Annotated in this window: 25 protein-coding genes; 14 read left to right on the top strand and 11 right to left on the bottom strand. The window is 66.9% G+C overall.

From position 1 onward, the window contains the following. The first annotated feature begins 39 nt into the window (after positions 1 to 39). Together ACFEMD_RS04860 and ACFEMD_RS04855 are read left to right on the top strand one after the other, a co-directional pair. Entirely contained in the window at positions 40 to 393 is a 354-nt protein-coding gene (locus ACFEMD_RS04860; protein WP_394739815.1) for a hypothetical protein, read from the top strand. A 207-nt stretch (positions 394 to 600) separates the two neighbouring features. Then, positions 601 to 1,065 (top strand): helix-turn-helix transcriptional regulator, encoded by a 465-nt coding sequence (locus ACFEMD_RS04855; RefSeq protein WP_394739813.1) that lies wholly within the window; start codon positions 601 to 603, stop codon positions 1,063 to 1,065. A 31-nt stretch (positions 1,066 to 1,096) separates the two neighbouring features. Here ACFEMD_RS04855 and ACFEMD_RS04850 read toward each other — a convergent pair whose 3' ends face one another. Both ACFEMD_RS04850 and ACFEMD_RS22040 read right to left on the bottom strand, forming a co-directional pair. Further along, a complete protein-coding gene (locus ACFEMD_RS04850; protein ID WP_394739812.1) occupies positions 1,097 to 1,600 on the bottom strand; it encodes a DUF7344 domain-containing protein in 504 nt (167 codons plus the stop codon). A 180-nt stretch (positions 1,601 to 1,780) separates the two neighbouring features. Continuing rightward, positions 1,781 to 1,939, bottom strand: a complete 159-nt coding sequence (locus ACFEMD_RS22040; protein WP_008425347.1) for a DUF7563 family protein — start codon at positions 1,937 to 1,939, stop codon at positions 1,781 to 1,783. Between the two features lie 530 nt (positions 1,940 to 2,469). Here ACFEMD_RS22040 and ACFEMD_RS04845 point away from each other — a divergent pair. From ACFEMD_RS04845 to ACFEMD_RS04835, 3 genes are all read left to right on the top strand, one after another. Next, positions 2,470 to 2,799: a helix-turn-helix domain-containing protein gene (locus ACFEMD_RS04845; RefSeq protein ID WP_394739811.1), complete on the top strand. Its 330-nt coding sequence runs from the start codon at positions 2,470 to 2,472 to the stop codon at positions 2,797 to 2,799. Positions 2,800 to 2,977: 178 nt separating this feature from the next. Then, positions 2,978 to 3,253, top strand: a complete 276-nt coding sequence (locus ACFEMD_RS04840; protein WP_005559069.1) for a PadR family transcriptional regulator — start codon at positions 2,978 to 2,980, stop codon at positions 3,251 to 3,253. 186 nt (positions 3,254 to 3,439) lie between these two features. Then, positions 3,440 to 4,459, top strand: coding sequence for a DUF1616 domain-containing protein (locus ACFEMD_RS04835; RefSeq protein ID WP_394739810.1), 1,020 nt, complete (start codon positions 3,440 to 3,442; stop codon positions 4,457 to 4,459). 297 nt (positions 4,460 to 4,756) lie between these two features. Here ACFEMD_RS04835 and ACFEMD_RS04830 read toward each other — a convergent pair whose 3' ends face one another. After that, the gene (locus ACFEMD_RS04830; RefSeq protein ID WP_394739809.1) at positions 4,757 to 5,293 is read right to left on the bottom strand and encodes a DUF7344 domain-containing protein; all 537 of its coding nucleotides are present in this window, start codon (positions 5,291 to 5,293) and stop codon (positions 4,757 to 4,759) included. Positions 5,294 to 5,704: 411 nt separating this feature from the next. Here ACFEMD_RS04830 and ACFEMD_RS04825 point away from each other — a divergent pair, with 411 nt between their 5' ends. Genes ACFEMD_RS04825 through ACFEMD_RS04805 form a run of 5 tightly spaced genes read left to right on the top strand, consistent with a single transcriptional unit; the run spans position 5,705 to position 10,955 of the window. Continuing rightward, positions 5,705 to 6,283 carry a DapH/DapD/GlmU-related protein gene (locus tag ACFEMD_RS04825; RefSeq protein WP_394739808.1) on the top strand — a complete coding sequence of 193 codons (579 nt, stop codon included), beginning with the start codon at positions 5,705 to 5,707 and terminating at the stop codon, positions 6,281 to 6,283. Continuing rightward, positions 6,280 to 7,461, top strand: a complete 1,182-nt coding sequence (locus tag ACFEMD_RS04820) for a DegT/DnrJ/EryC1/StrS family aminotransferase (protein ID WP_394739807.1) — start codon at positions 6,280 to 6,282, stop codon at positions 7,459 to 7,461. The genes ACFEMD_RS04825 and ACFEMD_RS04820 overlap by 4 nt, the downstream gene beginning before the upstream one ends. Further along, positions 7,458 to 8,438 carry a Gfo/Idh/MocA family oxidoreductase gene (locus ACFEMD_RS04815; protein WP_394739806.1) on the top strand — a complete coding sequence of 327 codons (981 nt, stop codon included), beginning with the start codon at positions 7,458 to 7,460 and terminating at the stop codon, positions 8,436 to 8,438. The genes ACFEMD_RS04820 and ACFEMD_RS04815 overlap by 4 nt, the downstream gene beginning before the upstream one ends. Then, the gene (locus ACFEMD_RS04810; RefSeq protein WP_394739805.1) at positions 8,435 to 9,886 is read left to right on the top strand and encodes a nucleotide sugar dehydrogenase; all 1,452 of its coding nucleotides are present in this window, start codon (positions 8,435 to 8,437) and stop codon (positions 9,884 to 9,886) included. Before ACFEMD_RS04815 ends, ACFEMD_RS04810 begins: the two co-directional genes overlap by 4 nt. Further along, positions 9,879 to 10,955 carry a glycosyltransferase family 2 protein gene (locus tag ACFEMD_RS04805; protein WP_394739803.1) on the top strand — a complete coding sequence of 359 codons (1,077 nt, stop codon included), beginning with the start codon at positions 9,879 to 9,881 and terminating at the stop codon, positions 10,953 to 10,955. The genes ACFEMD_RS04810 and ACFEMD_RS04805 overlap by 8 nt, the downstream gene beginning before the upstream one ends. A gap of 720 nt (positions 10,956 to 11,675) precedes the next feature. On the opposite strand, the gene ACFEMD_RS04800 is transcribed toward ACFEMD_RS04805, so the two are convergent. Continuing rightward, positions 11,676 to 12,242 (bottom strand): DoxX family protein, encoded by a 567-nt coding sequence (locus tag ACFEMD_RS04800; protein WP_394739801.1) that lies wholly within the window; start codon positions 12,240 to 12,242, stop codon positions 11,676 to 11,678. A 381-nt stretch (positions 12,243 to 12,623) separates the two neighbouring features. Between ACFEMD_RS04800 and ACFEMD_RS04795 the strand changes: the two genes are divergently transcribed. Continuing rightward, positions 12,624 to 12,989 carry a SpoIIAA family protein gene (locus ACFEMD_RS04795; protein WP_394739800.1) on the top strand — a complete coding sequence of 122 codons (366 nt, stop codon included), beginning with the start codon at positions 12,624 to 12,626 and terminating at the stop codon, positions 12,987 to 12,989. 242 nt (positions 12,990 to 13,231) lie between these two features. Here the strand turns inward: ACFEMD_RS04795 and ACFEMD_RS04790 are convergent, their stop codons facing one another. Beyond that, a complete protein-coding gene (locus tag ACFEMD_RS04790) occupies positions 13,232 to 14,332 on the bottom strand; it encodes a DUF354 domain-containing protein (RefSeq protein WP_394739799.1) in 1,101 nt (366 codons plus the stop codon). 229 nt (positions 14,333 to 14,561) lie between these two features. Between ACFEMD_RS04790 and ACFEMD_RS04785 the strand changes: the two genes are divergently transcribed. Next, positions 14,562 to 15,524 carry a glycosyltransferase gene (locus tag ACFEMD_RS04785; RefSeq protein WP_394739796.1) on the top strand — a complete coding sequence of 321 codons (963 nt, stop codon included), beginning with the start codon at positions 14,562 to 14,564 and terminating at the stop codon, positions 15,522 to 15,524. 227 nt (positions 15,525 to 15,751) lie between these two features. Here ACFEMD_RS04785 and ACFEMD_RS04780 read toward each other — a convergent pair whose 3' ends face one another. The 4 genes from ACFEMD_RS04780 to ACFEMD_RS04765 all read right to left on the bottom strand — a co-directional run bounded on the left by ACFEMD_RS04780 (position 15,752) and on the right by ACFEMD_RS04765 (position 19,818). Continuing rightward, positions 15,752 to 16,717 carry an NAD-dependent epimerase/dehydratase family protein gene (locus tag ACFEMD_RS04780; RefSeq protein WP_394739795.1) on the bottom strand — a complete coding sequence of 322 codons (966 nt, stop codon included), beginning with the start codon at positions 16,715 to 16,717 and terminating at the stop codon, positions 15,752 to 15,754. Beyond that, complete coding sequence (locus ACFEMD_RS04775) at positions 16,714 to 17,640, bottom strand: DUF362 domain-containing protein (protein WP_394739794.1); 927 nt, start codon at positions 17,638 to 17,640, stop codon at positions 16,714 to 16,716. The genes ACFEMD_RS04780 and ACFEMD_RS04775 overlap by 4 nt, the downstream gene beginning before the upstream one ends. Further along, entirely contained in the window at positions 17,637 to 18,737 is a 1,101-nt protein-coding gene (locus tag ACFEMD_RS04770; protein WP_394739793.1) for a Gfo/Idh/MocA family protein, read from the bottom strand. Before ACFEMD_RS04770 ends, ACFEMD_RS04775 begins: the two co-directional genes overlap by 4 nt. A 127-nt stretch (positions 18,738 to 18,864) precedes the next feature. Next, positions 18,865 to 19,818, bottom strand: coding sequence for a polysaccharide deacetylase family protein (locus ACFEMD_RS04765; protein WP_394739792.1), 954 nt, complete (start codon positions 19,816 to 19,818; stop codon positions 18,865 to 18,867). Between the two features lie 283 nt (positions 19,819 to 20,101). On the opposite strand from ACFEMD_RS04765, the gene ACFEMD_RS04760 reads away from it, so the two are divergent. Further along, positions 20,102 to 21,691, top strand: coding sequence for an alkaline phosphatase family protein (locus tag ACFEMD_RS04760; protein ID WP_394739791.1), 1,590 nt, complete (start codon positions 20,102 to 20,104; stop codon positions 21,689 to 21,691). Between the two features lie 110 nt (positions 21,692 to 21,801). Next, complete coding sequence (locus ACFEMD_RS04755) at positions 21,802 to 22,203, top strand: hypothetical protein (RefSeq protein WP_394739790.1); 402 nt, start codon at positions 21,802 to 21,804, stop codon at positions 22,201 to 22,203. Between the two features lie 45 nt (positions 22,204 to 22,248). Here ACFEMD_RS04755 and ACFEMD_RS04750 read toward each other — a convergent pair whose 3' ends face one another. Then, positions 22,249 to 22,686 (bottom strand): universal stress protein, encoded by a 438-nt coding sequence (locus ACFEMD_RS04750; RefSeq protein WP_394739789.1) that lies wholly within the window; start codon positions 22,684 to 22,686, stop codon positions 22,249 to 22,251. A 60-nt stretch (positions 22,687 to 22,746) separates the two neighbouring features. After that, the gene (locus tag ACFEMD_RS04745; RefSeq protein ID WP_394739788.1) at positions 22,747 to 23,577 is read right to left on the bottom strand and encodes an alpha/beta fold hydrolase; all 831 of its coding nucleotides are present in this window, start codon (positions 23,575 to 23,577) and stop codon (positions 22,747 to 22,749) included. Between the last annotated feature and the right edge of the window lie 66 nt (positions 23,578 to 23,643).

Below are 23,643 nucleotides of genomic sequence, written 5' to 3'. Positions count from 1 at the left end.
TGAGAGATAACTAACGGCTCGGCGAGGGTAGGTCGGAACATGATCGACACCCTCGTCGTTTTCGTTGTCAGCCTCCTGATCGGCGCGTTCGGCATCTTCGTCGGCGCGAAGCTCGTCGTCGACACCGAGGACTACACCTACGCCCTGATCACCGCGCTTATCGGCGCGATCGTGTGGGCGGTCGTCGGCTTCTTCTTCGGCTGGATCCCGCTTCTGGGCCCCCTCCTCGTGTTCGTCGCCTACCTTGCGGTGATCAACGCTCGCTACCCCGGGGGATGGATCGAGGCGATCGTCATCACGGTTATCGCCTGGCTGTCGGTGCTCGTCGTTCTCTACGTCCTCGCCGTTATCGGCGTAACCGGGTTCGAGGCTGCCGGCGTCCCCGGAACGTAGCTGGGTCGGAAATGTCACCTTCTTTTATAGAAGGGTTCGACCCTACACTGGGATTAGGTCGTCTGAGAATAGCGAAAACGTGAAATACCTCGCTGGGAGTAACAATACATGATTTATAAAAAATACTTTGTGGGGTGCTGTCGACGGTTCAGCGTAAGACGGTCGTTCCGCGGATCGCAGTAACACGGACCGATCTCTCCAGCCACCATGATCCACGCGCTCTCCGAACCCGTCATTACCGCGCTCGTTCCGTCGACCAGCGAGGGGGCCACCCTCGGCGTTGTGTCGGCTCCGGGACTCGTCTGGGATCCGCATCTCGCGGCCGTCGCCGGGCTCGTCGCACTGATGATGCTCGGCGGCGCGCTCGTCGTCCGAAATCAGCTCGCGGCGACGTCGGGACTCGGTACGGAGTCGGATCCGCAGCGAAACGACGAGTTCGTCACGGACCGGGAGCGGGTCTGCGAACTCATCAGGGAGAACGGCGGCCGGATGAAACAGTCGAGGATCGTCGAGTCGGTCGACTGGTCGAAAGCGAAAGTGAGCCGACTGCTGGCCGAACTCGAGGACGAAGAGGAGGTAACGAAGCTCCGACTCGGCCGGGAGAACCTGGTCTGTCTCCCGGGCCACGAGCCGACGGCCTCGAAGTCGCCGGAACGAGCCAGAAACGAATAACCCGATTCTCCGATAGGTCGCAACCGAACCGCTAGCCGAGCAGCTGGTAAAGGCTGCTCGCGGCGACGATCAGCAGAACGAGCACGCTCGAGAGCACGGGATCCAGACTCGAGCCGATGGTTCCGTCGAGGCCGGCCACCGCGATCAGGAGCAGGCCGACCAGACAGAGCGCCAGGTGGAGACGGAGGGTCGACGAGCGATCGGTCGGTTCGTCGTCGACGTACGTAAGGACATCGTCGAAGTTCGGTCCGGAGCGGATCGTCTTCGCGTCGGAATCGTACTCGATGACCAAATCCTCCTGGAGCTGGGGGAGGTGCGTCTGCTGGAGGGAGACGTAGACGCTCTTGTAGAGGTTGTTCGGAACCGACGGCGACTCCGATTCGGTCGACGCGATCTCGGTCGCGACCTCGGAGACGTCGACCTGTCCGGCTTCCTCGGCGAGTAGCTGGACGATCGCTCGCCGCCGGTCGTTGCCCAGGATGTGAAAAACCTCGCTTTCCTCGAGTGAGTCGGTTCGGTTCGTCTGGACGGACATTGATCAAAGAGCGTTCGAAGACGTACGGTTACCGACCGGTCCACCACCCACTGACATACGCGTGGGTTTCACCGACCACCGACTTCAACCTGCGGTATTAATTCCCAACCGGGCCGTTCGGAAGGATTGTCTTCCATCGATCCGAACAGGAAACTAACACGGCGAGAACGGGTCGGGCTGTTATCTGGGTAGGTGTCCGCCCGATTGCATCTCCCGATACGTCGTGCAGGCCGGACAGCCGTGGACGACGTCACCGTTATCTCCGAAGACTCGAGCGAACTGCTGGGTGACGTGTGTCCCACAGTTTCGACAGCGGGCGCCTGCCGACGACGATTCCATCGGTTTCCAGCCGTGTTGTGTTCGTTTCATAGGTTGTGGGTGTACGCGGATGGGGGACGGACGAGTTCGGCCGTCGAGCCATCCGGTCTCATCGGATTCAGGGGAGCAAACGTGAATAAAGGACACAGACCGTTCACCCCCGAGCCGGTCCGACACCTCCGGAAACCCGTCGTTTATGGCTCATTTCGGACGATAAAGCCCGTCTGAAGGCCGATTTCTGATATCGCTTCGTTCCGATCTCAAGATGAATTCAGTCGCGTTCTCGTTCGTTCGTCGGAGGCTATCCTGATCTCTCATGTTGAGACCGGCCGAAAGTATTCGTTTCCCAACCGAAATCAACAGTTTCTCCCGCAGGCGATTTTGAAACTGAGTGTAAGGTCCACCGTTCTCAAATACCACTGTCGCTTACCGATTTACGTGTTGGAACGCGGCGACGCGACCGCGGATCGCGACGCGCCGCGGCTCTACCGGCCGGGGACGGACGGTTCGGCGACGAATACCGGCCCCAACGAAGATGGGTGATCACGACTATGTCAACGCAAGCGACCAATACACGAGCGGAATCGAACTCGAACCCGTCGGTGCAGCTCAACGTGCTCGGCGACGACTGTGCACGGACGATTCTCGTCGCGACCAGCGACAGTCCGAAGACGGCAAAGGAGCTCACCGGGCGGACCGACAGCTCCTCGGCGACCGTCTACCGGCGCATCAACAACCTCCTCGAGAGCGACCTGCTGGAGGAGTGTGTGCGATTCGAGGAGAACGGCTCGCACACGACGGCGTACGAGGCGACGATAGAGGGCCTGTCGGTCCGAATCGACTCGAGCGGGATCGATGTCTCCCTGTCGAAATCCGAGTGATACCGGCACCGGACTCCGAGCGGGACTGTTCGAGAGCGCAAGTAACGTCCCAGAACGAACGATCGTCGTCTACAGACTAATTTTAATTGAGGTCGTCGGACGGGAACGAACTGCTAGCACGGCTGTATGATACGGATAACAAATATCTACTCAGTGGAACGGTCACTGTGATTGAGCAATGCACGATCTAACCGGGTTTCAGCGCGACCTGCTGTACGTGATCGCAGGTGCCGATCGTCCGTCCGGGCAGACGGTCAAAGACGAGGTCGAACAGTACTACAGCTCCGAGATCAATCACGGCCGACTGTACCCGAACCTCGATACGCTCGTCACCAAGGAACTCGTCGAGAAGGGTGAGCTCGACAGGCGCACCAACTACTACGCGATCACCGACGAGGGCCACGAGCAGATCAGCGAACGCCGCGAGTGGGAACGACAGTACGTCGACCTGTAGTTCGATTCTACGAACGCTGACGGCCGAAGCCGAGAGCCGCGTTCCGGACCGTGTGACCGCGATCGGCCGCGATATTCGGTAGTACGGACATAACAAAGCCCGCGAGCGAGGACTGGCTCAACGATCTATGGTACGAGCCTCCGCCCTCGAGTCGCCGACCGACCGATCAGCCGTGGTGACCGACGCGTGAGTCATCCGACGAGCACGGAAACCCGGTTCGGACTCCTCCGGTGGTACCCCCTCGATCTCGCGCTGGTCTCGCTGGCGGCGGCGCTCTCGTATCTCGCCGTCACGAGCTTCGATCCGGAGACCGCACCGCGGCTGCTGGTGACGTTTCCGCTCGCGCTGTTCCTGCCCGGATACGCGCTCGTCTCGGTGCTGTTTCCGGCGGGAGAACGGGCCGCCCGGCAGACGGCGACGACCCCGACCGACCGTCGGCCGCGCGGGATCGACACCGTCGAGCGCCTCGGGCTCGCCGTCGCGCTCTCGCTGGCCCTCGGGCCGATGACCGTGATCGCGCTCCCGTTCGCCGGCTGGGAGCTCGAGGCGGCGTCGGTCGCCGGCGGGCTCGCGGTCGTCACGATCGGGTTGGCGCAGCTCGGCGTCGTCCGTCGGCTTCGGACGCCCGCTGCCGTCCGGTTTACCGTCTCGATCCGAACGATCCGCGAGCGACTGGTCGGCGCCGACGGCCGCGGCGTGACGGCGTCGTCGGTCGTGCTCGGGATCGCGGTCGTTCTCGCCGTCGGGCTGCTCGTCGCCGCCTTCCTCTTTCCGGCTTCGGCCGGCGGCTACGACCAGCTGGCGCTGTACTCGGAGACCGAGGACGGCGACCTCGTCGCCGGGGAGTTCCCCGACGAGGTCGCGCCGGGCGAGTCGGTGCCGGTGACCATCGAGGTCGAGAACGGCGGCGACGAACCCCGGGAGTACACGGTCGTCGTCCAGGAGCAGATGATCGAGGGCGGCGAGGTCGTCGACAGCACGGACCACGAGCAGATCGAGACCGCAGTCCGGGGTGGCGAGACCGACGACGGGACGTATCCGGTCACGCCGACGGCCGAACCCGGTGAGACGGTTCGGATCAGCGTCCTGCTGTTCGAGGGCGACCCGCCGATCGGAGCGACCAACGAGGACGCGCTCGAGGAGACCTACTTCTGGGTAACCGTCGCGGAGGAGCCGGAGCCGGAGGAGCCGGAACCGGCGGACTGACGGAACCGACGACCGCGTTCGTACCGGCCGCCACACCGTTATTTTGACACGAGGACCGAACCCGCACTCGCCGTCGGAGCCGTCCCGAATCGGCCCGGAACCGCCGGGAGCACGAACGCGGCTCGACGATCACAGCGGCCGCGATCGCGCGAACACAACGACTGACGTCCCGGCGAGCGCAGACGCGCTATCCACGGAGACGGTTCGATCCGTCGCGTCTCGAGCCGTCCGCCGCGACGAGGGGTCGGGCGACCAGCCCGTGGGGCGTCTCGAGGTCTCGGAAGGGTTCTAGAAGGGTTACCGGCCCGCAACACCGAACGACAGCCTCGATTCCGGCTGCCTCGAGGCGCGGTGAACGATCGACACGGACAGCACGACGAGACAGAGCGCGATCGCGACCGCCGGAGCCAGCGTCGCCGTCGCGGGCCCGGCGGACAGCCAGGTGAGCACCAGCGCGACGACGCCGAGTGCCGTTACCCCCGCGTAGATCCGGTGCCAGGGTCGCTGGTAGCCGAGCCGTCGATCGAGGTAGGGTTCGAACACCTCGCTGCTGGGGAGGAGATCGATCGTGTGCGTATCCGGATCCCAGTCGACGATCCCGTGATCCTCGAGCATCGGCAGGTGGGTCTGGTACAGCGAGATGTAGACGCGACGGCGCTGCGTTCGCGTCACGTCGTCGGTGCCGATCTCGTTCTCCCAGGCGGCGACCTGTTCGACCAGCGGCGCGAGATCGCAGGTTCCGCCCTGCCGTTTCAGATACCTGACCGCCTGGCGCCTGCGCGCGTTGCTGAACACGTCGAACAGTTCGGCCTGGCTGAACTCTCGGTCGGTCATAGGTTCCCTCGCGGTCCCGTCTCCCGTGCCCGGAGATCGGGTCTGATCGGATAGCTCACACCACCGAGTGAGACGGAGCGACCCTTTACTATCTCGCGGCTACCCGGTCGAAACCGCTATATACCGATCAGAAGCCGTGACTGACGTCGGTAGCGACGATTCCGGCCGATCGACCTCGCGGTCGGCAGCAGCGATCGGTCGAGTCCTCGAGGGTATCGGCCCGTTTCGTCCCTCGAGGGGCGACGTAGTACGGGACTACGCGACCGTCAAGCCGGGGATAACAAAGCCTCGCTACCGGCTGTGTCCGGACGATCACCCATCCGGGTATCGAGCATCTATGAGTGCATCCAGATACGACCGACGAGTGCAGGGACGGCTCCGAACCGCGTTCCCGCGTGGAGGCTGGTCACCGTGACGCGGTTCGTCTCCGGCGACGGCTGTACGATCGCCGACGACGCGACGATCGACCACGGCGAGTTCGACGAGCCGACCAGGATCGGCGCCGACGCGACGATCAGGGCCGGTTCGATCGTCTACGGAAACGTTACCATCGGTGACGGGTTCACGACCGGCCACGACGTCCTGATCCGCGAGGAGACCACGATCGGCGACGACGTGCTCGTCGGCACGAAGACCGTCGTCGACGGCGAGACGACGATCGGCTCGCACGTCAGCCTCCAGACGAACGTCTACGTGCCGACCGAGACGACGATCGGCGACAACGTCTTCGTCGGCCCCGGCGCCGTCATGACCAACGACGAGTACCCCGTCCGGACCGAGGTCGACCTCGAGGGGCCGACCCTCGAGGACGGCGCCTCCGTCGGCGCGAACGCGACGATCCTGCCGGGCGTAACCGTCGGCGAGAACGCGTTCGTCGCGGCCGGCGCCGTCGTGGTCGAGGACGTCCCCGCCGACAGCCTCGCCGTGGGCGCACCGGCGCGAACGAAACCGCTTCCCGCCGCCCTCGAGGGACCGAACCAGCTCGAATGACCGACACAGAAACCAATCCCGAGATCGACGCCGAGACGAGTATCGAGCACGTAACCGACGAGCCGAGCGACGACGGGATTCCCATCGCCGATCCCGAACTCGGTCCGGACGCGATCGACCGCGTCCGGGAGGTTCTCGAGAGCGGCGCGCTCGCAGACGGTCCCGAGGTTCGGGCCTTCGAGCGCGAGTTCGCCACCTTCTGCGGGGCCGACCGGGCCGTCGCGACCTCGAACGGGACGACGGCGCTGGTAACCGCCCTCGAGGCGCTGGGGCTCGAGGACGGCGACGCCGTCGTCACCTCGCCGTTTTCTTTCGTCGCGAGCGCGAACGCGATCCGGCTCGCGGGCGGGACGCCGGTGTTCGCCGACATCGACCCCGAGACGTACGCGCTGGATCCGGAGGCCGTCGAACGAGTCCTGCGAGACAGGGAGGACGTCGTCGGCCTGCTACCGGTTCATCTCTACGGACTGCCGGCGCCGATGCCCGCCCTTGTAGACCTCGCCGATGATCACGACCTGTTCGTCCTCGAGGACGCCTGCCAGGCTCACGGCGCGAAATATGGGGGGGACCGGGTCGGCACGCTGGGCGACGCCGCCTGCTTCTCGTTCTACCCGACGAAAAACATGACCACGGCCGAGGGCGGGATGATCACGACCGACCGCGAGGACGTCGCCGAGCGAGCGGCGCGGTACGTCAACCACGGCCGGGGCGAGACCGGTACCGGTGGCTACGATCACCTCGAGCTCGGCCACAACTTCCGGCTGACGGGCGTCGCGGCCGCGATCGGTCGCGTCCAGCTCGAGCGGCTGCCGTCGTTCAATCGGGCTCGCCGGGAGCACGCCGCCGCCTACGATGAGGCGTTCGCCGAACTCCCCCTCGAGACCCCGACCGAGCCGCCGCGGTATCAGCACGTTTACCACCAGTACACGGTTCGGACGACCGACCGAGACGCGCTTGCCGAGTCGCTCGCGGACCGAAGCATCGACACCGGAATCTACTACGACCGGCCGATCCACCGCCAGCCGGCCTACGAGTCGGTCAGCACGGCCGCGGCGACGTTCCCCGAGGCCGAACGGGCCGCCGACGAGGTGCTCTCCGTCCCCGTTCACCCGTCGCTCTCGGCCGACGACCGTCGAACCGTCGTCGAGGCGGTGTGGGACCACTACGATACGCAATGACCGACCAATCTATCCTCAGAGCCGGCGTCGTCGGCGCCGGCTCGATGGGCGAGAACCACGCGCGGGTGTACAGCGAGCTCCGAACCGTCGACCTCGTCGGCGTCGCCGACCGGGACCGCGAGGTCGCCCGGCGGGTCGCCACCGAGCACGGAACCGACGCCACCTCACTCGAGGAGCTGCTCGAACGGGTCGACGCCGTCACCGTCGCCGTGCCGACCCACGCACACGCCGAGGTCGTCTCGCGGTGTTTCGAAGCCGGCGTCGACGTGCTGGTCGAGAAACCGATCGCGGGCTCGGTCGCGAAGGGGCGGGCCCTCGCCGAGCAGGCACGGAACTCCGGACGGGTCCTGCAGGTCGGCCACATCGAACGGTTCAACCCCGCGGTGGGGATGCTCGAGGATATCCTTGACGACCTCGACATCATCGGGATCGAGGCCGAACGGCTCGGTCCGCCGATCAACCGCGACGCGCCCGGCGACGTCGTCTTCGACCTGATGATCCACGACGTCGACGTCGTCGGCGCCCTCCTCGACCGGGAGCCGACGTCGATTTCGGCGATCGGGGCGGCCGACGGCCGGTACGCGACGGCGACGATGGAGTACGGCGATATCGTCGCGACGCTGACCGCGAGCCGGGTGACCCAAAAGAAGGTTCGGAAACTCACCGTTACCGCCCGCGAGTGTCTCGTCGAGGTCGACTACCTCGAGCAGTCCGTGCTGATCCATCGGGACTCCTACCCCGAGTACCTCACCGACGACGGCCAGAACCGCTACCGCCACGAGAGCGTGGTCGAACGCCCGCGAATCGCGACGAGCGAACCGCTGCGGTGCGAGCTCGAGTCGTTCGTCGAGGCCGTCCGTACCGGATCCGAGCCCAAAGTGACCGCCGAGGACGGGATCGCGGCCCTCGAGACGGTCCAGGAGATCGATTCGCGGCTCGGAGCACGACGGCGCGAACGGGAGGTGAACGCCCGATGAGTACCCCTGTTCCGGCGATCTACGGCTCGGAGCTCCCGGAGCGCGAGCTTCGGGAGCGGCTGACCACCGGCGAGATCCCCGTCACCGTCTACGGGCTCGGCAAGATGGGACTGCCCCTCGCGGGCGTCTACGCCGAGACGACGGGCAACGTCACCGGCGTCGACGTCGATCCGACCGTCGTCGAGGCCCTCGACGACGGCGAGAGCCACGTCGTCGGCGAACCGGGGCTCGACGACCTCGTCGCCGACCAGGTCGAACGCGGTCGGCTCGTGGCGACGACCGACGGCGCCGCGGCAGCCGCGGACGCCAGGATCCACGTGATCATCGTTCCGACGCTGCTCGCCGAGGACGACTCGCCCGATCTGACGACCGTCGAATCGGTGCTCGAAGACGTCGCCGCGGGGCTCGAGCCCGGCGACCTGGTCGTCGCCGAGTCGACGCTGCCGCCGGGATCCTGTCGGGACGTCCTGCTCCCGCACCTGATCCAGGAGAGCGGGCTCGAGCGCGGCGAGTTCGGGCTCGCGTTCTGTCCCGAGCGGACGGCCTCGGGATCGGCGCTGCGGGACATCCGCGGCGAGTACCCGAAGGTCGTCGGCGGCGTCGACGACGCGAGCACCCGCGCGGCCGAGCTGATCTACGGCGAGCTCACGAGCAACGAGGTCCACGCGGTGTCGGACGCGACGACCGCGGAGGCCGTGAAGGTGTTCGAGGGCGTCTACCGGGACGTCAACATCGCGCTCGCCAACGAGCTGGGCCGGCTCGCGGACGAGCTCGGGATCTCGGTGCGGGAGGCGATCGACACCGCCAACGGGCTGTCGGTCTGTCAGCTCCACGAGCCCGGTCCCGGCGTCGGGGGCCACTGCATCCCCTACTACCCCCACTTCCTGCTCTCGCGGTTCGAGGAGCCGATGCCGGTGATGCGAACCGCCCGCGAGCTCAACGACGCGATGCCGTCGGTGATGGTCGATCGCCTCGCCGATCGACTCGCGGCGACCGACGCCGGCACCGACCTCGCCGGCGCCTCGGTGCTCGTCCTCGGGATCACCTACCGGGCCGGCGTCGAGGAGACCCGCGCCTCGCCCGCGCTGGGCGTCGTCGACGCGCTCCGCGACGCGGGGGCCGACGTCGCCGGTATCGATCCGCTGGTCGACCCCGCCGAGTACGGCGCCCGGCCGGTCACCCTCGAGGACCTGCCCGACGAATCCTTCGACGGCGCGATCCTCGTCACGGCCCACGAGGAGTTCGAGGCGATTCCCTGGCCTGACCTCGAGCCGATGGTCGTCGTCGACGGCCGAGACGTCCTCGACCTTTCGGCAACGGCTCACAGCCACTACACGTTCGCGGGTTCCCACGACGGGTCGGCCCCGATCGGAGACGGCGACGACTCGAGCGACGGCCGATCGGCGCCGCTCGAGCCGCGACGGACGGACGGTGGGGCCGATGTATAAGGGACGCTCGATCGGCGTGGTCGTCACCGCCTACGACGAGGCGGCGTTCGTCGGACGGGTCATCGAGACGGTACCCGAGTACGTCGATCGGATCTACGCCGTCGACGACGCCTCGCCGGACGACTCCTGGGCCGTCATCCGGCGGACCGCAGAGCGGATCAACGAGTCGACCGAGCCGGCGCGGGCGATCGCGGACGGGGGCGACGGCCGGCGGGTAGTCCCGATCCGCCACGAGGAAAACAGGGGGTACGGCGGCGCGGTCAAGACCGGCTACGAGCGGGCCGCTGCTGACGGGATCGACGTCGTCGCCGTGATGAACGGCGACGCCCAGATGGACCCCGCGATCCTCGATCGGATCCTCGACCCCGTCGTCGACGGCGAGGCCGACTACGCGAAGGGCAACCGACTGTTGACGCCCGGCGACCGCGCCTCGATGTCGACGTTCCGATTCGTCGGCAACGCCGCCCTCACCGGGCTCTCGAAGTTCGCAACCGGCTACTGGACGCTGTCGGACCCCCAGAACGGGTACACCGCCATCTCCCGGGAGGCGATCGAGACGCTCGACCTCGAGTCGATCACCGACGAGTACGGCTTCCTCAACCACCTCCTGACCCATCTCAACGTCGCGGAGTTTCGAGTCGCGGACGTCCCCATGACGGCCGTCTACGGCGACGAGGAGTCGAGCATCGGCTACTCGTCGTTCGTCCGGTTCGTCTCCTTGTTGTTGCTCCGGAGTTTCCTCTGGCGGCTCAAGACGCGCTACGTCGTCCGGAGCTTCCACCCTGCGGTCGTCTTCTACGGGACCGGCGCGACCGGGCTGGCCGGCGGGCTCGCCGGACTGGTCGCTTCGTTCGCTCGAGCGGTCCGCGGCGCCGAGAGCTTCACGGGCGCGGTCGCCTCCTTCGTCGCCGGACTGGTCGGCACGGTGGCGCTCGGGATCGCCATCTGGCTCGACCGCGAGGAGAACGCCCCGCTCGAGGTGAGCCCGTACGACCGACCAGCCGAGGACGTCTCGGACGGTGAACCGTCGGATCGGGTCGAGGAGACGCCGCCTCGATCGGTCGACTAGCGGGAGTCGACGGACGAGTACGACGCCGTTCTCGACTCCAGGTCGGGCGAATTGTTACGCATAGAGTGCGAATGGAACGACCAGTAGAATATTTTGGATCCCTATCCCAAAACGCGCAAATGGGCTGTCCTAGCAGCAACCCATATCGCCAGTCCTGTTAACGCCACTATCGCCACACGCCCTAGCTTTCCATCTTTGTTCCACTCGCTTTCGGACGCTCTTCTTCCGCGGATTTGACTCGAGCCGATTCCAATAAGCAACCACCCTCCACTCCCCACGATTAGCAACTGAGACCCGTCTAGAGTGAAAGTCAGCGCAACTTGACAGGCACCGAGGACAATAGCAACGACCCCAAAGAACTGCCTTTGATCGATCTTATCAAACGACAGAGGTGCATTTTCGGTCGTCAGTGCCGTGAACTTGTGCCAACCCATACCATCGTTTTTTTTGATGCTGCTACATTAAATGTAGGATGGTTATCTATTTGGCCCTCTGTTCGTCTTGTTACCTCTGAGCCCGATGCTATGTAGATTGCCAATACTGACCGATTACACCTTCGCAAATCCGGCCGGACTTCATGCGACCTTCGCGCTGTGTATTCGGCGCGACTCCGATAATCTGTCATCGGCGAAGAGTTTCAACAGGGATAATCGGCAGTAATCGAGTTGCTTCAGCTGAATTCGCGGGTGTTCTTCTGGTTTCGGGTAAAAAGCGCCGGAGTTAGCTCAGCACGTATCGAAGCTTCGGGAAGCGCTCGACGAGCGTCTGCCCGCCGACTTCGATCCGTTCGATGTAGCGGTCCAGTCCGAGGATCCGTCCGGCGCCGAAGGTCGCCAGCGCCAGGAAGACGACGGCGTAGATCAGCGTCGAGTCGAACAGCGCGAGCCAGGCGCCCTCCCAGCCGCCGAGGTAGAACATGCTCATCTGGATGGCACCCCCCAGGGCGGCCAGCCGGACGAACGCGCCCGCGATGAGTGCCACGCCGATCAGTACCTGCGTAATCGGGACGACGACGTTGATGACCTCGAGCAACATCGCGTTGCCCGCCATCGCGGCGTAGAGGCCGCTGACGGGGCTGGCGGGGTCGACGCCGTGGACCAGGAAGCCGCTGGCGTCGAACGCCTCGCCACTGACGAACGCGAACTTGCCGAGGCCGGCGAACAGGATCATCCCGCCCATCACGAACCGCAGGGCGACGATGAACCACGCGCTGAGCGCGTGGGGGCGTCCTTCGAGCGTGATTCCCGCATACCGGCTTTCGAGTCTGTTTCGAGTAGTAGTAGACATGATCGGTTGACCTCTTGTATTTGAAGGAAGGAGCCGAACGGGCGTGAGTGCGCTTCCGTTATTTGAGGGGTCCTTTATATAGTGGGTTCGAGAGCATCCCCTCGGCAGCCGTTTTCGACATCGGTTCCCGCGGTCTACCGCCAGTTCGTTCGTTTGCCCCCGCTCGAACTCGAGGTAGCGATTCGTCCGTTACGCAGTGCTCACGCGACGGGCGAAGGGATTCGTGCCCTACCTGCGCGCTCCGTCTGGAACGCCATCACCGAGAAGTCCGGCTACCGAGAAACCGACTCACTCCGTTCGAGGCGTCCGCCCGATCCGCTCGGCGATCGCACTGGAACTGCAGGCAGCACCGCTCTTTACGGAAAGAGACACGGGAAAACCGTGATCGAGAAGCTTCCACGGAGCGAGGGCAACAGTATCGGCTACGAAGTCACTGACACACTGAGCGAGGAGGAGTACGAGGAGATCCTGGCCGACGTCGAAGCGGCGATCGACGAGCACGGTTCGGCGAAGCTACTGATAGATCTCTCGAGTGTTTCCGACCCGTACGCCGAGTTCGACGCGTACGAGGAGGATCTCGGCTTCTACCTTCGACGCGGGGATGAGGTGGAGTGTTACGCGGTCGTCGGCGACGACGGCGTCCTCGAGTGGGGAACGGAGCTCAGCGACCGAGCGACGGAGACGGATATCGAGTTTTTCGACGCGGAAAATCTCGGCGACGCGTGGGAGTACGTCGAAGCACATTGACATCCTCCCGCGCCTAAAGACGTCCCCAGAACGCTCCGCGTTCTGGTGTGCGAACGAGACGCATCGCGTCTCGTTACCGCGGGAATCCGCGAAGCGAAGGTAACGGGAGTTGTACTGTTCACCTCGCAGGTCCGCGGACGGCTGGTTCGGCGCCAGCCGCGATCGGGCGACGCCGCGCATGGCCGTCGATTCGGTTCCGCTCGCGGGTCGCCGTTCCGAAGTCGATGAGCACCACCGGATGGCTACAGCGACTGCGATCGAGGCCGAATCGCCCGCTTGGCCGGCGGACTGAGTCCCTCGAGCGAGCCCCGGGCGGTCGCGACGTCGACCAGCAGATCGGTCAGGTTCACCAGCTCCCCCACGTAGGCCTGCCGGCGTCGCCGCCACCGGGCGGGGGCGTCCTCGTCGGCGAGGATCTCGAGCGAGCGCTCGCGCAGCGGGCCGTAGGACTCGAACTGCTCGGCGAGGCCGGCGCGCTCGAGTTCCTGGAACTCGCCGTACTCGTGCTCGTCGTTCCCCTGGTAGCGGAACGCGGGAGTGCCGAGCAGGGCGGCCTCGGTGGCCATCGTCCCGGTATCGGCGACCAGCAGCGAGGCCTCGGCCATCGCGTCGTGGATCAAGGCGGGGTGGAGGTCGTACGGCCGGGCGGGGGTGTCCCGAAGCTCCATCCGCCCGCCCTCGTCGGAGACGAAGACCGTCGCGTGCTCGCTCAGACGGTCGATCAGGTCCCGTCGCTGCTCCGGCGTAAAGCCCTCGAGGTCGGCGTCGTGGAGGGCGTCGAGGGCGTTGAACCGCAGGAGGACGTACGGCTCGTCGTCGGCGACGCCGAGGTACTCGCGGATCCGTCCGTCGGGTTCGAACACGTCGGGGTGGAGATAGGCGCACTCCTTGAACCCCTCGAACGTGTAGTGGTCGTCGCCCAGATCCCGGCGCGTGACCGCCGGTGAGAGGATGCAGTCGGCGAACGGTCTGGAGACGGTGTGGTTGAAGTCGCCCGGCTCGTCGTCGAGAACGAGCACCGTCGGCGTCCGCGTGACCGTCCCCGCAAGGGCCGCGTAGGGTCCGCGACCGAAGACGACGTCGGGGCGAAACCGCACCGACTCGCGGACGATCGTTCCGAGCTGGCCGCCCAGCTCGCGGGCGAACCGCAGCCGGGAGTAGGCGTCGGTGCCGTGGCCACCGTACACGCGGTACGGCATTCCGAAAAAGTCGAGCAGATCGGTCGTACAGGCGTACTCGCGGGTCAACACGAGGACGTCGTGGCCGGCTCGCTCGAGCCTGTCGACGGCGTGGCGGTACAGGTGGACGTGGGCGGGCGTGTTCGCGAAGACCAGAATCCGCATCGCCTCCCCGTACCCGTCGTCGGCCCTTTGTAATCGCCGGGCTACCCGCGCTCGGATGGCCGTCCGCCGACTCGAGGCGGGTCCAGCTCGAGGCCCGAGCGACGGACGGCCTTCGATAGCGCGCTCGAGCGTCGAGCCCGTTCCGTCGGTCGTATGCTTCCCGTAACGGCCGTCGGCGACCGAGTTTCTCCGTCCATAACAAACCGTCGCGGGGCGGTCGCCTCGGCCGATGAACGTCCTCGCCGTGACGGCCAACGCCGACGCGCCGTTTCTGACCCAGCAGGTGGACGCCCTCGAGGCGCGGGGCGTCTCCGTGACGACGATGTCGGTCGCCGGCGAGGTGAGCGCCGACACCGCCCGGAGCCCGCTCGACTACGTTCGGACGGTCCCGCGGGTGCTCCGGGAGGCGGGCCCGGAGTACGACCTGGTTCACGCCCACTACGGGCTGACCGCGCCCGCTGCGCTGGCCCAGCTGCGGCTCCCGGTCGTGCTCTCGCTGTGGGGTTCGGACGTCCACGGCCCGACCGCACCCGTGAGCAAGCTCTGTGCGCCGCTGTGTACGGAGGTCGTCGTCATGTCCGCCGAGATGGGTGCCGCGCTCGGCCGGGACTGTACGGTGATCCCCGACGGCGTCGACCTCGAGCGGTTCCGGCCCGAACCCCGCTCGCGCGCGCGAGATACCGTCGGCTGGGCGGACGACGAGTACCACGTCCTCTTTCCCTATCCGCCCGCACGCACGGTGAAAAACTACCCGCGGGCGAAGCGGGTCGTCGACGACGTCTCGGGGCAGGTCGACCGACCCGTGCGCCTGCAGACGATCTCGGGCGTCGACCACGACGCCGTCGCGACGTACTTCAACGCCGCCGACGCCCTGCTACTGACGTCCGACAGCGAGGGGTCGCCCAACTCCGTGAAGGAGGCGCTGGCCTGTAACGTCCCCGTGGTCTCGCTCCCGGTCGGGGACGTTCCCGAGCGACTGGCCGGGGTCGAGCCCTCGGTCGTCGCGCGATCCGACCGTGAACTGGTGGAGGGACTGGTCGGCGTCCTCGAACGTGGCGAGCGTTCGAACGGACGGGAGGCAGCCCGCGAGGTGAGCATCGAGCGAACTGCGGAGCGAATGCTCGCGGTCTACGAGCGCGCGACCGAGAAACGGGTACCGACTCGAGTCCCGAAAGTTCCCGTAAAGCGGTAGCGACCCGACCAGACTCGCCGCAGCGGGTGACTGTTGGCGGGAGCGAGGCCGGATCACGTCCCATCCGAAAAACGAGGGGGAGGGCCGGAGCGCAGCAGGGGGCTCCTGGCAGTATCAATTCAGTGATCGAACAGTATATGTCTTTATGATATGTTGTTAGTAACAGAACAACAGCTAGCTCCGGTCGTTCGGCTCGACCTCGCGGGATGGCCCGGGACCGAATCCGGCTACTGGATCTCCTCGCGGTACCAGGTCATCGTCTCCGGCAGGTGGGCCTCGAGCGGGCGATACGTGTACCCCAGCTCCTCGTGGGCCTTCCGGGAGGTGTAGAACAGCCGCTGGGTCGCGAGGCGCGCCATCCGCCGATCGAAGGGAAACACGCGGCGACCGGTGGCGGCGTCGACGAGTTCGGCGACCGGACCCGCGGCGCGGATCGCGGTCGCCGGAACGGGGATGCGGGCCGGCGATCCCTCGAGGTGGGCGGCGATCCGTGAGACCGCGCGGTCGTAGGTGAGGTTCTCGCCGCCGAGGATGTAGTGTTCGCCGGACTCGCCGCGCTCGGCCGCGGCGACCAGCCCCGCGACGACGTCGTCGACGCCGACGATGCTGAGCCCACCCGGAAGGTAAGCCGGCATCGTTCGCTCGAGCCCCATCGCGAGCAGCTGGGCGGTGAAGTTCCGGTCGCCGGGACCGAAGATCGAAGTCGGATGGGCCGTCACCGCGTCGCCGGAGTTCTCGGCGTAGCGGTCGACGAGGCGCTCGGCCCGGGCCTTCGAGGCCTGGTAGGCGCCGATCGGCTCGGCGACGTCGTCCTCGTCGGCGACGGGGTCGGTTCCGTTCGGTCGACGGGTACCCGACGTGCTCGTAAACACCACGCGCCCGGCGCCGGTCGCCGCGCAGGCATCAAGGAGGTTCGCGGTCCCCTCCCGGTTGACCCGGTGGACAGTCTCGGAGTCAGCGCTCCAGAGGCTGGCGCCTGCGAGGTGGAAGACAGCGTCGCTCCCGTCGACCAGCGCCTCGAGGGTTCCCTGCTCGAAGAGGTCGCCGACGTACCAGTCGACGCCCGCGACGCCTCGATCCGATCCGGGTCGACTGAGTCCCCGCACGTCCCACCCCTCCGAACGAAGGTGGTCACAGAGGTGGGTTCCCAGGAACCCCGTCGCGCCCGTGACCGCAGCCGTCTTCGCGCTCATCGCCCCTCGAGCTGCGGCGGGACGGCGTCCCCGCTCGCGGCCGCGTAGAGCCGGTAGGCGCTCGATACGGCAGGATGGGTGCCGTCCGAGGGTGGCAGCCGACCGCCCGCCAGGCGCTCCCTGATCGTCGAGAGATCGACGTCGTCCGGGTTCTCGACGGCGACGGGTCGCTCCGCGTCCGAGAGCAGCGGGGAGAGCGCGGCGTCCGCGTCGACCCGTCTACCGAACAGGGACGTCGCCGCGGCGTCGACGGCGGGCGCCGATCCCGAGAGCAACACGTTCGTCGCGACGGGGTCGTCGCCGTAGGCGACCGTTCCGTCGAGCACGGCGAGGTCGGGATCGATCGTTCGGGTCGCGGCGACCGCAGCCCGGCTCGAGTCGGCTCCGGAGGTGACGAGCCGGCCGAGCGTTCGAACCGCGCCCGCAGCCGTTCCCTCTTCGGTCGGCCGCAGCGACGGAACGACGATCACGGGCGACTCGAGCAGCGGCTTCGGCACCGAGAGCGCGACCGACCGTCCGTCGACGGCCCGGTACTCGTTTCGCGTCGGCACGTCAGCGAGGTCGACGAGTGCGGCGTCGAAGCGCTCGGCCAGTCGGTCGTAGCCGAGGTACGACGCCGTTCGATCGAACGCGATCCGGTCGTCGCTGCGCCCGACGACGACGAGATCGGTCTCGAGTTCCCGCTCGAGCCAGGCGGCGACCGCGCTGACGACCGCGAGATCGGTCACGACGCCCGTCGAGGGGTGGAACGGGTAGTGAGCGTCGGGCGCGAGCGCCACCCGATTGGCGCCCGCGAGTCGCTCCCGGTGGGGCTCGAGGACCGACTCCACGGTCGGCTCGAGGCGGGCCGTTCGCGCGTCGACGTTCGGTCGCCAGCCGCCCCGACCGTCCTCGTCGACCGCGGCCAGACGAACGGCGCTCACGGCCGCACCTCCGGGGCCTCGATCTCCGTCGCGGCGGTCTCGGCGGCCAGGTCGTAGGCGGCCTCGGCCAGCGCGAGCGATCGCCGGCCGTCGAGCCCGTTGACCGGGGGCTCCTCGTTCGCTCGGATCGCTTCGCAAAAGTCGGCCAGCGCGTCGTAGTGGGCCCGCAGGTAGAACGTCGGGCCGAAGACGGTCCGCTCGCCGCCGACGCGGCTTGCGACGTTCTCGAGGGCCGCCCGGGCGGCATCCGCGTAGAAGTGTTCCGGGAGGTGGTCCCGGTTGGTGATCGTTCCCGTAATTCCCTCGAGCCGGAGCCGCGTGTTCACCTCGGGCAGCTCCTCCCACTGGTAGGAGCCACAGTGTAACGTGATCGTGGTTTCCGTCTCGGGCGCCCGCAGGAGAACCGTCGCGGCGTCCTCGACGGGGATCTCGAGGGTTCGGCCCATCGTCGCGTCACGGACCTCGAGCTCGCCGAACAGCCACTCGAGCACGTCGAAGCAGTGCACCCCGAGCTCGAGCAGGGAGCCGCCGCCGACCGCGTTCGGGTCCAGCGGCCAGGACGGCGGTGCGGCGTCGGCGGGCGGACGCCCGAGCGGGCCGTCGTTGAGCCGGATGATCGAGGCGTAGGGAACGTGGCCGACGCCGCCCTCCTCGTAGGCCGACTTGACGCCGACCATGTCGGGCTGGTACCGGAGCGTGTGGTCGACGCCGACGGCGATCCCCGCCCGCTGGGCGGTCTCGAGCATCCTGTCGGCTTCCTCCGTCGAGCGAGCCAGCGGCTTCTCGACGAAGACGTCGATCCCGTACTCGGCGGCCCGTTCGACGGCCTCGGCGTGGAGAAACGGCGGGAGCGCGACGATCGCGGCGTCGATCTCCTCCGTCGCGAGCAGCGCCGCGTAGTCGTCGTACGTTCGCTCGACGCCGGCCTGTTCGGCCCGATCGCGGTTCTCCGGAACCGCGTCGGCGGCCGCGAGGACCTCGACGCCGGGCATCGCCAGCGCCGATTTCAGATGCACCATGCCGATGTTCCCGACTCCGAGAACGCCGATCGAGAGCGGCTTCGAGTCGGTCGACCGGCCGCGAAACTGTGAGAGCATTCGCTCGAGAACGTGGTGGCTGCGGGCTTTGTTATCGCCGTCGTACCGCCGTCGAACGCCGAGTAGATCGCCCCTTCCGAACGAATACGCGGCCTAGACGGTGGTGGATCGGTCGGCGAGGCCGAACTCAGGGCTGTCTCGCCGTCGCCCGGCTATCGATGCCGCTTGCGGTCCCGTCGATCCCGTCGACCGTGTTCGTTCGGCGGGCGACGTCCGCCATCGTCTCGACGGTGAGTTCGGTCTCGGAACGTCGCTCGTCGAGATAGGAGAGGATCGCTCGCATCCGTTCGTCGTCGCGCCCGCGAGTGAGGTTGTTCGGGTGGAGCCACATGTGAAAGACGCCGTCGGCGGCGACGGCCTCGTCGATGCCGCGGCGAGCCAGCACGACCATCGGATCGCTCCAGACCGATTCGGCGACCGTCCGCGCGGGTCCCTCGAACCCGAACAGGAACAGCGACGCCGGGACGTTCACCAGGCCGTACTCGTCGACGAGCGGCTCGACGATCATCGACCGATCCCGCAGCGTCGAGTCGAAGAGGCCGCGGACCCCGTCGTGGGTCGGCGACCGACCGCGGTAGGCGCCGACGCCGTACTCGGCGAGCACGTCGCGGTGGCCGACGTCGTTTCGCGGGTAGATAAACGAGTCGACGGTTTGGTTCCACTCCTCGGCCAGCTCGAGGCTGCGCTCGAGCTCGGCCGCGGCGAGTTCGCGGTCGGTTTCGGGCCGGCCGAACAGCACGTGGGAGTACGAGTGACTGGCGAACTCGTGGTCGACGTCGGAGTCGAGGATCGCGCGAACCAGATCCGGACAGAACCGCAGGTCCTCGCGGTCGGCCCACTCCCCGCGCTCGCGGGCGAACCATCCCTCCGGCGCGGGATGGTCGGCGTGTCGCCCGTCGCAGCCCTCGAGCATGAGGTGGCCGACGACGGCCCACGTCGCGGGAACGTCGTACTCGGCACACAGCTCGAGCAGAGCCACCCAGCCGCGTCGGCCGGCCTCGACTCGAGCGCTCGGCGGGGAGTCGAGATCGTGAAACCCCCACCCGAGCTCGGCGTCGAGCGAGATTACGACGCTGCCCACAGCGTCCACCACCGTTGGGGATCGTTCATGGGGATGCCGATAGCGCCTGCGTCGTTTTGTTATGGGCGCCGTTCCGACCGCCCGGCCGCCCGCTGCGGACGGTAACCGGTCGGTACCGGCGTCCGATACCGAACGGAGGGCGCCTCGCCGGCGAACCGCCCGCCGGTAGGATGTGACAATCGTCCGTCGGTCGATCTCGTCCCCGCTTGAAGCCGATCTATAACAAAGCGGTCGTCGGGTCACCTCCAGGACAGTAGACGTTCCCGACGTCTCGATACCAATCATGAGCGGATCTTCAACCCCGTCCGAGCGAGCGTTCGTCCTCGGACTCGACGGCGTACCGTGGAGGCTGATCGAACGATGGACCGACGCCGGGGAGCTCCCGAACTTCGCCCGGATGCGAACGGAGGGCGCCTCCGGGGTCCTCGAGAGCACCCGGCCACCGACGACGCCGCTGGCGTGGCCCTCGATCGCGACCGGCGTCTGGCCGGACAAACACGGCATCTACGGCTTCCAGAAGCTTTCTTCGGAGTACTCCCAGCGGATGTACACGAGTCACGATCGCCGTCAGCCGGCACTCTGGGAGCAGCTCTCGCCGGCCCACGTCGGCAACGTCCCGATGACCTACCCCGCCAGCGAGATCGACGGCACGATGGTCGCGGGGATGATGACGCCGTCGACCGAACGCGAGTTCACCCACCCGCCCGAGTTCCAGTCGAGACTCGAGCGACGCGTGCCGGAGTATCAGATCAGCCTCGACTACCCCGAGTACGCCGACCGCCTCGACGAGTTTCCCGACGCGGTCGACGAGATGCTCTCGAAACGACGAGAGCTGATGCGTCTGCAGATGGACGAGGCCGGCGACGACTGGCAGCTGTTTTTCTTCGTCTACACCGCACCAGACCGGTTCCAGCACCTCGTCTGGGAGATGGAGCCGTTGCTCGAACACTACAAGCGACTCGACGAGATCCTCGGCGAGGTAATCGAGTACGCCGACGACCACGACGCCGACCTCTACGTCGTCTCCGACCACGGCTTCGGGCCGATCCACCGACTCGTCTACGTCAATCACGTCCTCGAGCGCGAGGGATACCTGTTCAAACGGGAGGACGAGGGGACCCGCGGCGCGCTCGCGAGCCTAGGGATCTCCCGGGACACGATCACGAACACGCTCGATCGGGTCGGCATCTCCGAGGAGCTGCTCGTCTCGGCGCTCCCGCGCCGACTGGTCGACTCGGTCGCAGAACAGATCCCCGGCGACCACGCCCTCTACGACGTCGACTACGATCGAACCGTCGCGTTCGTTCACGGCGCAGGCACCTGCTACGTCAACGACACCGAACGGTTCGAGCACGGCGTCGTCGAGCCGCGCGAGATCCCGAAGGTCAAAGAAAAACTCGTCGAGGTCTTCGAGTCCGTCACCGAGGCCGACGGGACTCGAGTGCTCGAGGTCTTCGACGGCGACGAGCTGTTCCCGACCGACGACCGATCGCCGGATCTGGTCGTCAACGGCCGGGACGGCTACGACTCGCGGAACACGATCACTAACGAGCTGTTCGGCGAGACCGGCACGTACGCCGCCAGCCACCGGAGCACGGGGATCATGCTCTGTCGCGGCCCCTCGATCGACGCCGGCGCGACGCTCCGGGGCGCCCGCGTCGTCGACGTCGCGCCGACCCTGCTCCACGGGATCGGCGAACCGATTCCGGAGAACACCGACGGTCGCGTGCTGTTCGACGCCTTCGACGAGCGCGCGACCCCCTCGCGGACGAAGGTCGAGCGAGTCGCCGTCTCGGGAACCGAAGGCGGCGAGGTCGAGGAGGACTTCTCAGACGTCGAGGACCGACTGAAGGGGCTGGGCTACATGGAGTGACCGGCCGTGTGGGGTCGGCGGGCCCGCGCTCGAGCGAGTGTCCGTATCGGCTCCGCGACCAGCGGCCTGCAAGCATAGCGACTACCCCCTATCGGCCCGCAAGGTCACGCATGGTTGACGAGGATCTCGAACTCGAGCGCGACGTCGGTGAGGCAACGATCGTCTACGACGAACCCGACGAGGGAACCGTCAGAAAGACGGTCCCGAACGAACACGTCGCCTACTTCCAGGACCACTGGATCATCAAGACGGACGAGGACGAGGACGGTCGTGACATCGTTCGGCGGATCCCCGCACAGCGGGTCCACTACGTCGAGCGATCCGTCGAGGAGTTCGAGGAGGAAGTGAGTACGCTGGTCGATCAGGTCCAGTCGTTCGCGTCGGACCTCCGGACGAAGATCTCCGTCGGCGGGGACAGCGCCGGCCGCCGCGAGCGCGGACGCGAGGACACAGATCCGATCAACGTCGATATCGACGAACCCGAGGACGACGACGACCCGCTCGATCGGTAGCGGTCGCCGCCACGCCCTCCGAACTCCGATCGGAAGCCGAGCTACCTACTCGAGTCGCGAGTCCGGACGCACGACGAAGACGTCGGCGGGGGCCTCGTTGACGACGTACTTCGCCACCGTGCCGACCAGCTTCTCCGTCACGCCGGAGGCACCCGTCGAGCCGAGAACGACCAGTCCGATCTCGCGGTCGGCGGCGTAGTTCTCGATCATCGTCCGCGGCACGCCGGGTTCGACGATCGTCTCGACCTCGATTCCGTTCTCTGTAGCTCGCGCCTCGACGTCCTCGACGACGTCAGTTCCTCTGTTCAGTTCCTCGGCGATCTTCTCCTCGACGCCCTTTTGCGCTGGGTCCTCCGTCGTCTTCTCCGCGACGTAGAGGACGTGCAACGCGGCGTCGTGGCAGTCTGCCATCCCGATCGCCCGTTGAGCAGCCAGTTCGGCGTTGTCGCTCCCGTCGGTAGCCAGCAGTACGCGATCGTACACGGCCTCGCGTTCCATCCCGACGGGAATCAACGTTGGGCCGGCGACGCGAGTGTCGGGAACTCAGCCCGCGTCCTCGAGGAACCCGAGTACCTCGTCGACGAACCGCTCGGGTCCGGTCGCCTGAGCGACGTGTCCGTGGCCCGCCATCGTCGCGACTCGAGCGTTCGGGAGCGCCGCCTCGAGCGCGTCGATCCCGTCGCCGAACCACTCGGCGCTCTCGTCCCCGGTCAGCAACAGCGTCGGCGTCTCGAGGTCCGCGTACCGGTCGGGATCGAACTCGTAGGCCGAGACCGCGCCCAGTCCCAGGGGAACGGTGTGGACCAGTTCGACCTGTTCCTCCCAGGTTGGCTCCGACCGAAGCGCGTCGATCTCGTCCGACGAGATCCTGGCGATGTCCTCCAGGAACAGCACGAGGGCCTCCTCGTCCCGGCCGTCCTCTAACAGGCTCATCATCGCTTCGAACTCGCTCTCGACGTCGAGGGCGTCGTCGGTGACCGCGACGGCGGGCTCGTACAGCAGCAGTCGCTCGACGTCGTCGGTCCGCGCGGCGGCCTCGAGCGCGTAGAGCCCCCCGGAGGAGTGTCCGAGCAGCGCCACCGGATCGTCGACCGCCTCGACGACCGCGATCACGTCGTCGACCCCCTGCTCGAGGGCGTACGGCTCGGTCGCCTCGCTTCCACCGTGACCGCGGCGGTCCATCGCGTACACCGTCCGACGGTCGGCGACGCTCGAGCGGACGTCGCCGAACTCCCAGATGGTGCGGTCGCTGACGGCGCCGTGGACGAGCACGATCGGTGGCCCGCTCCCGGTGCGTTCATAGGCGATCTCGGTTCCGTCGCTCGAGGTGACCGTCTCGAGCTCTCCGCTATCCGTCGGTGATACGTTGGCCATCGTTCTCCCTCGCCCGGCCCTCCGAGGACCGACCGTCGACCGCTCGGAGAGGCCGCTGGGCAGTGA

The sequence above is a fragment of the Natronococcus roseus genome (assembly GCF_043677095.1).
In the GTDB taxonomy this organism is placed as follows: Archaea; Halobacteriota; Halobacteria; order Halobacteriales; family Natrialbaceae; genus Natronococcus; species Natronococcus roseus.
Note: the sequence above shows the minus strand (reverse complement) of the source record. Positions and strands in the feature narration are given on the sequence as shown.

Coding starts and splice junctions, on each gene's coding strand:
- ACFEMD_RS04860 (WP_394739815.1), top strand. CDS start 40: ATGATCGACACCCTCGTCGTTTTCGTTGTCAGCCTCCTGATCGGCGCG.
- ACFEMD_RS04855 (WP_394739813.1), top strand. CDS start 601: ATGATCCACGCGCTCTCCGAACCCGTCATTACCGCGCTCGTTCCGTCG.
- ACFEMD_RS04850 (WP_394739812.1), bottom strand. CDS start 1,600: ATGTCCGTCCAGACGAACCGAACCGACTCACTCGAGGAAAGCGAGGTT.
- ACFEMD_RS22040 (WP_008425347.1), bottom strand. CDS start 1,939: ATGGAATCGTCGTCGGCAGGCGCCCGCTGTCGAAACTGTGGGACACAC.
- ACFEMD_RS04845 (WP_394739811.1), top strand. CDS start 2,470: ATGTCAACGCAAGCGACCAATACACGAGCGGAATCGAACTCGAACCCG.
- ACFEMD_RS04840 (WP_005559069.1), top strand. CDS start 2,978: ATGCACGATCTAACCGGGTTTCAGCGCGACCTGCTGTACGTGATCGCA.
- ACFEMD_RS04830 (WP_394739809.1), bottom strand. CDS start 5,293: ATGACCGACCGAGAGTTCAGCCAGGCCGAACTGTTCGACGTGTTCAGC.
- ACFEMD_RS04820 (WP_394739807.1), top strand. CDS start 6,280: ATGACCGACACAGAAACCAATCCCGAGATCGACGCCGAGACGAGTATC.
- ACFEMD_RS04815 (WP_394739806.1), top strand. CDS start 7,458: ATGACCGACCAATCTATCCTCAGAGCCGGCGTCGTCGGCGCCGGCTCG.
- ACFEMD_RS04810 (WP_394739805.1), top strand. CDS start 8,435: ATGAGTACCCCTGTTCCGGCGATCTACGGCTCGGAGCTCCCGGAGCGC.
- ACFEMD_RS04805 (WP_394739803.1), top strand. CDS start 9,879: ATGTATAAGGGACGCTCGATCGGCGTGGTCGTCACCGCCTACGACGAG.
- ACFEMD_RS04800 (WP_394739801.1), bottom strand. CDS start 12,242: ATGTCTACTACTACTCGAAACAGACTCGAAAGCCGGTATGCGGGAATC.
- ACFEMD_RS04790 (WP_394739799.1), bottom strand. CDS start 14,332: ATGCGGATTCTGGTCTTCGCGAACACGCCCGCCCACGTCCACCTGTAC.
- ACFEMD_RS04785 (WP_394739796.1), top strand. CDS start 14,562: ATGAACGTCCTCGCCGTGACGGCCAACGCCGACGCGCCGTTTCTGACC.
- ACFEMD_RS04780 (WP_394739795.1), bottom strand. CDS start 16,717: ATGAGCGCGAAGACGGCTGCGGTCACGGGCGCGACGGGGTTCCTGGGA.
- ACFEMD_RS04770 (WP_394739793.1), bottom strand. CDS start 18,737: ATGCTCTCACAGTTTCGCGGCCGGTCGACCGACTCGAAGCCGCTCTCG.
- ACFEMD_RS04760 (WP_394739791.1), top strand. CDS start 20,102: ATGAGCGGATCTTCAACCCCGTCCGAGCGAGCGTTCGTCCTCGGACTC.
- ACFEMD_RS04755 (WP_394739790.1), top strand. CDS start 21,802: ATGGTTGACGAGGATCTCGAACTCGAGCGCGACGTCGGTGAGGCAACG.
- ACFEMD_RS04745 (WP_394739788.1), bottom strand. CDS start 23,577: ATGGCCAACGTATCACCGACGGATAGCGGAGAGCTCGAGACGGTCACC.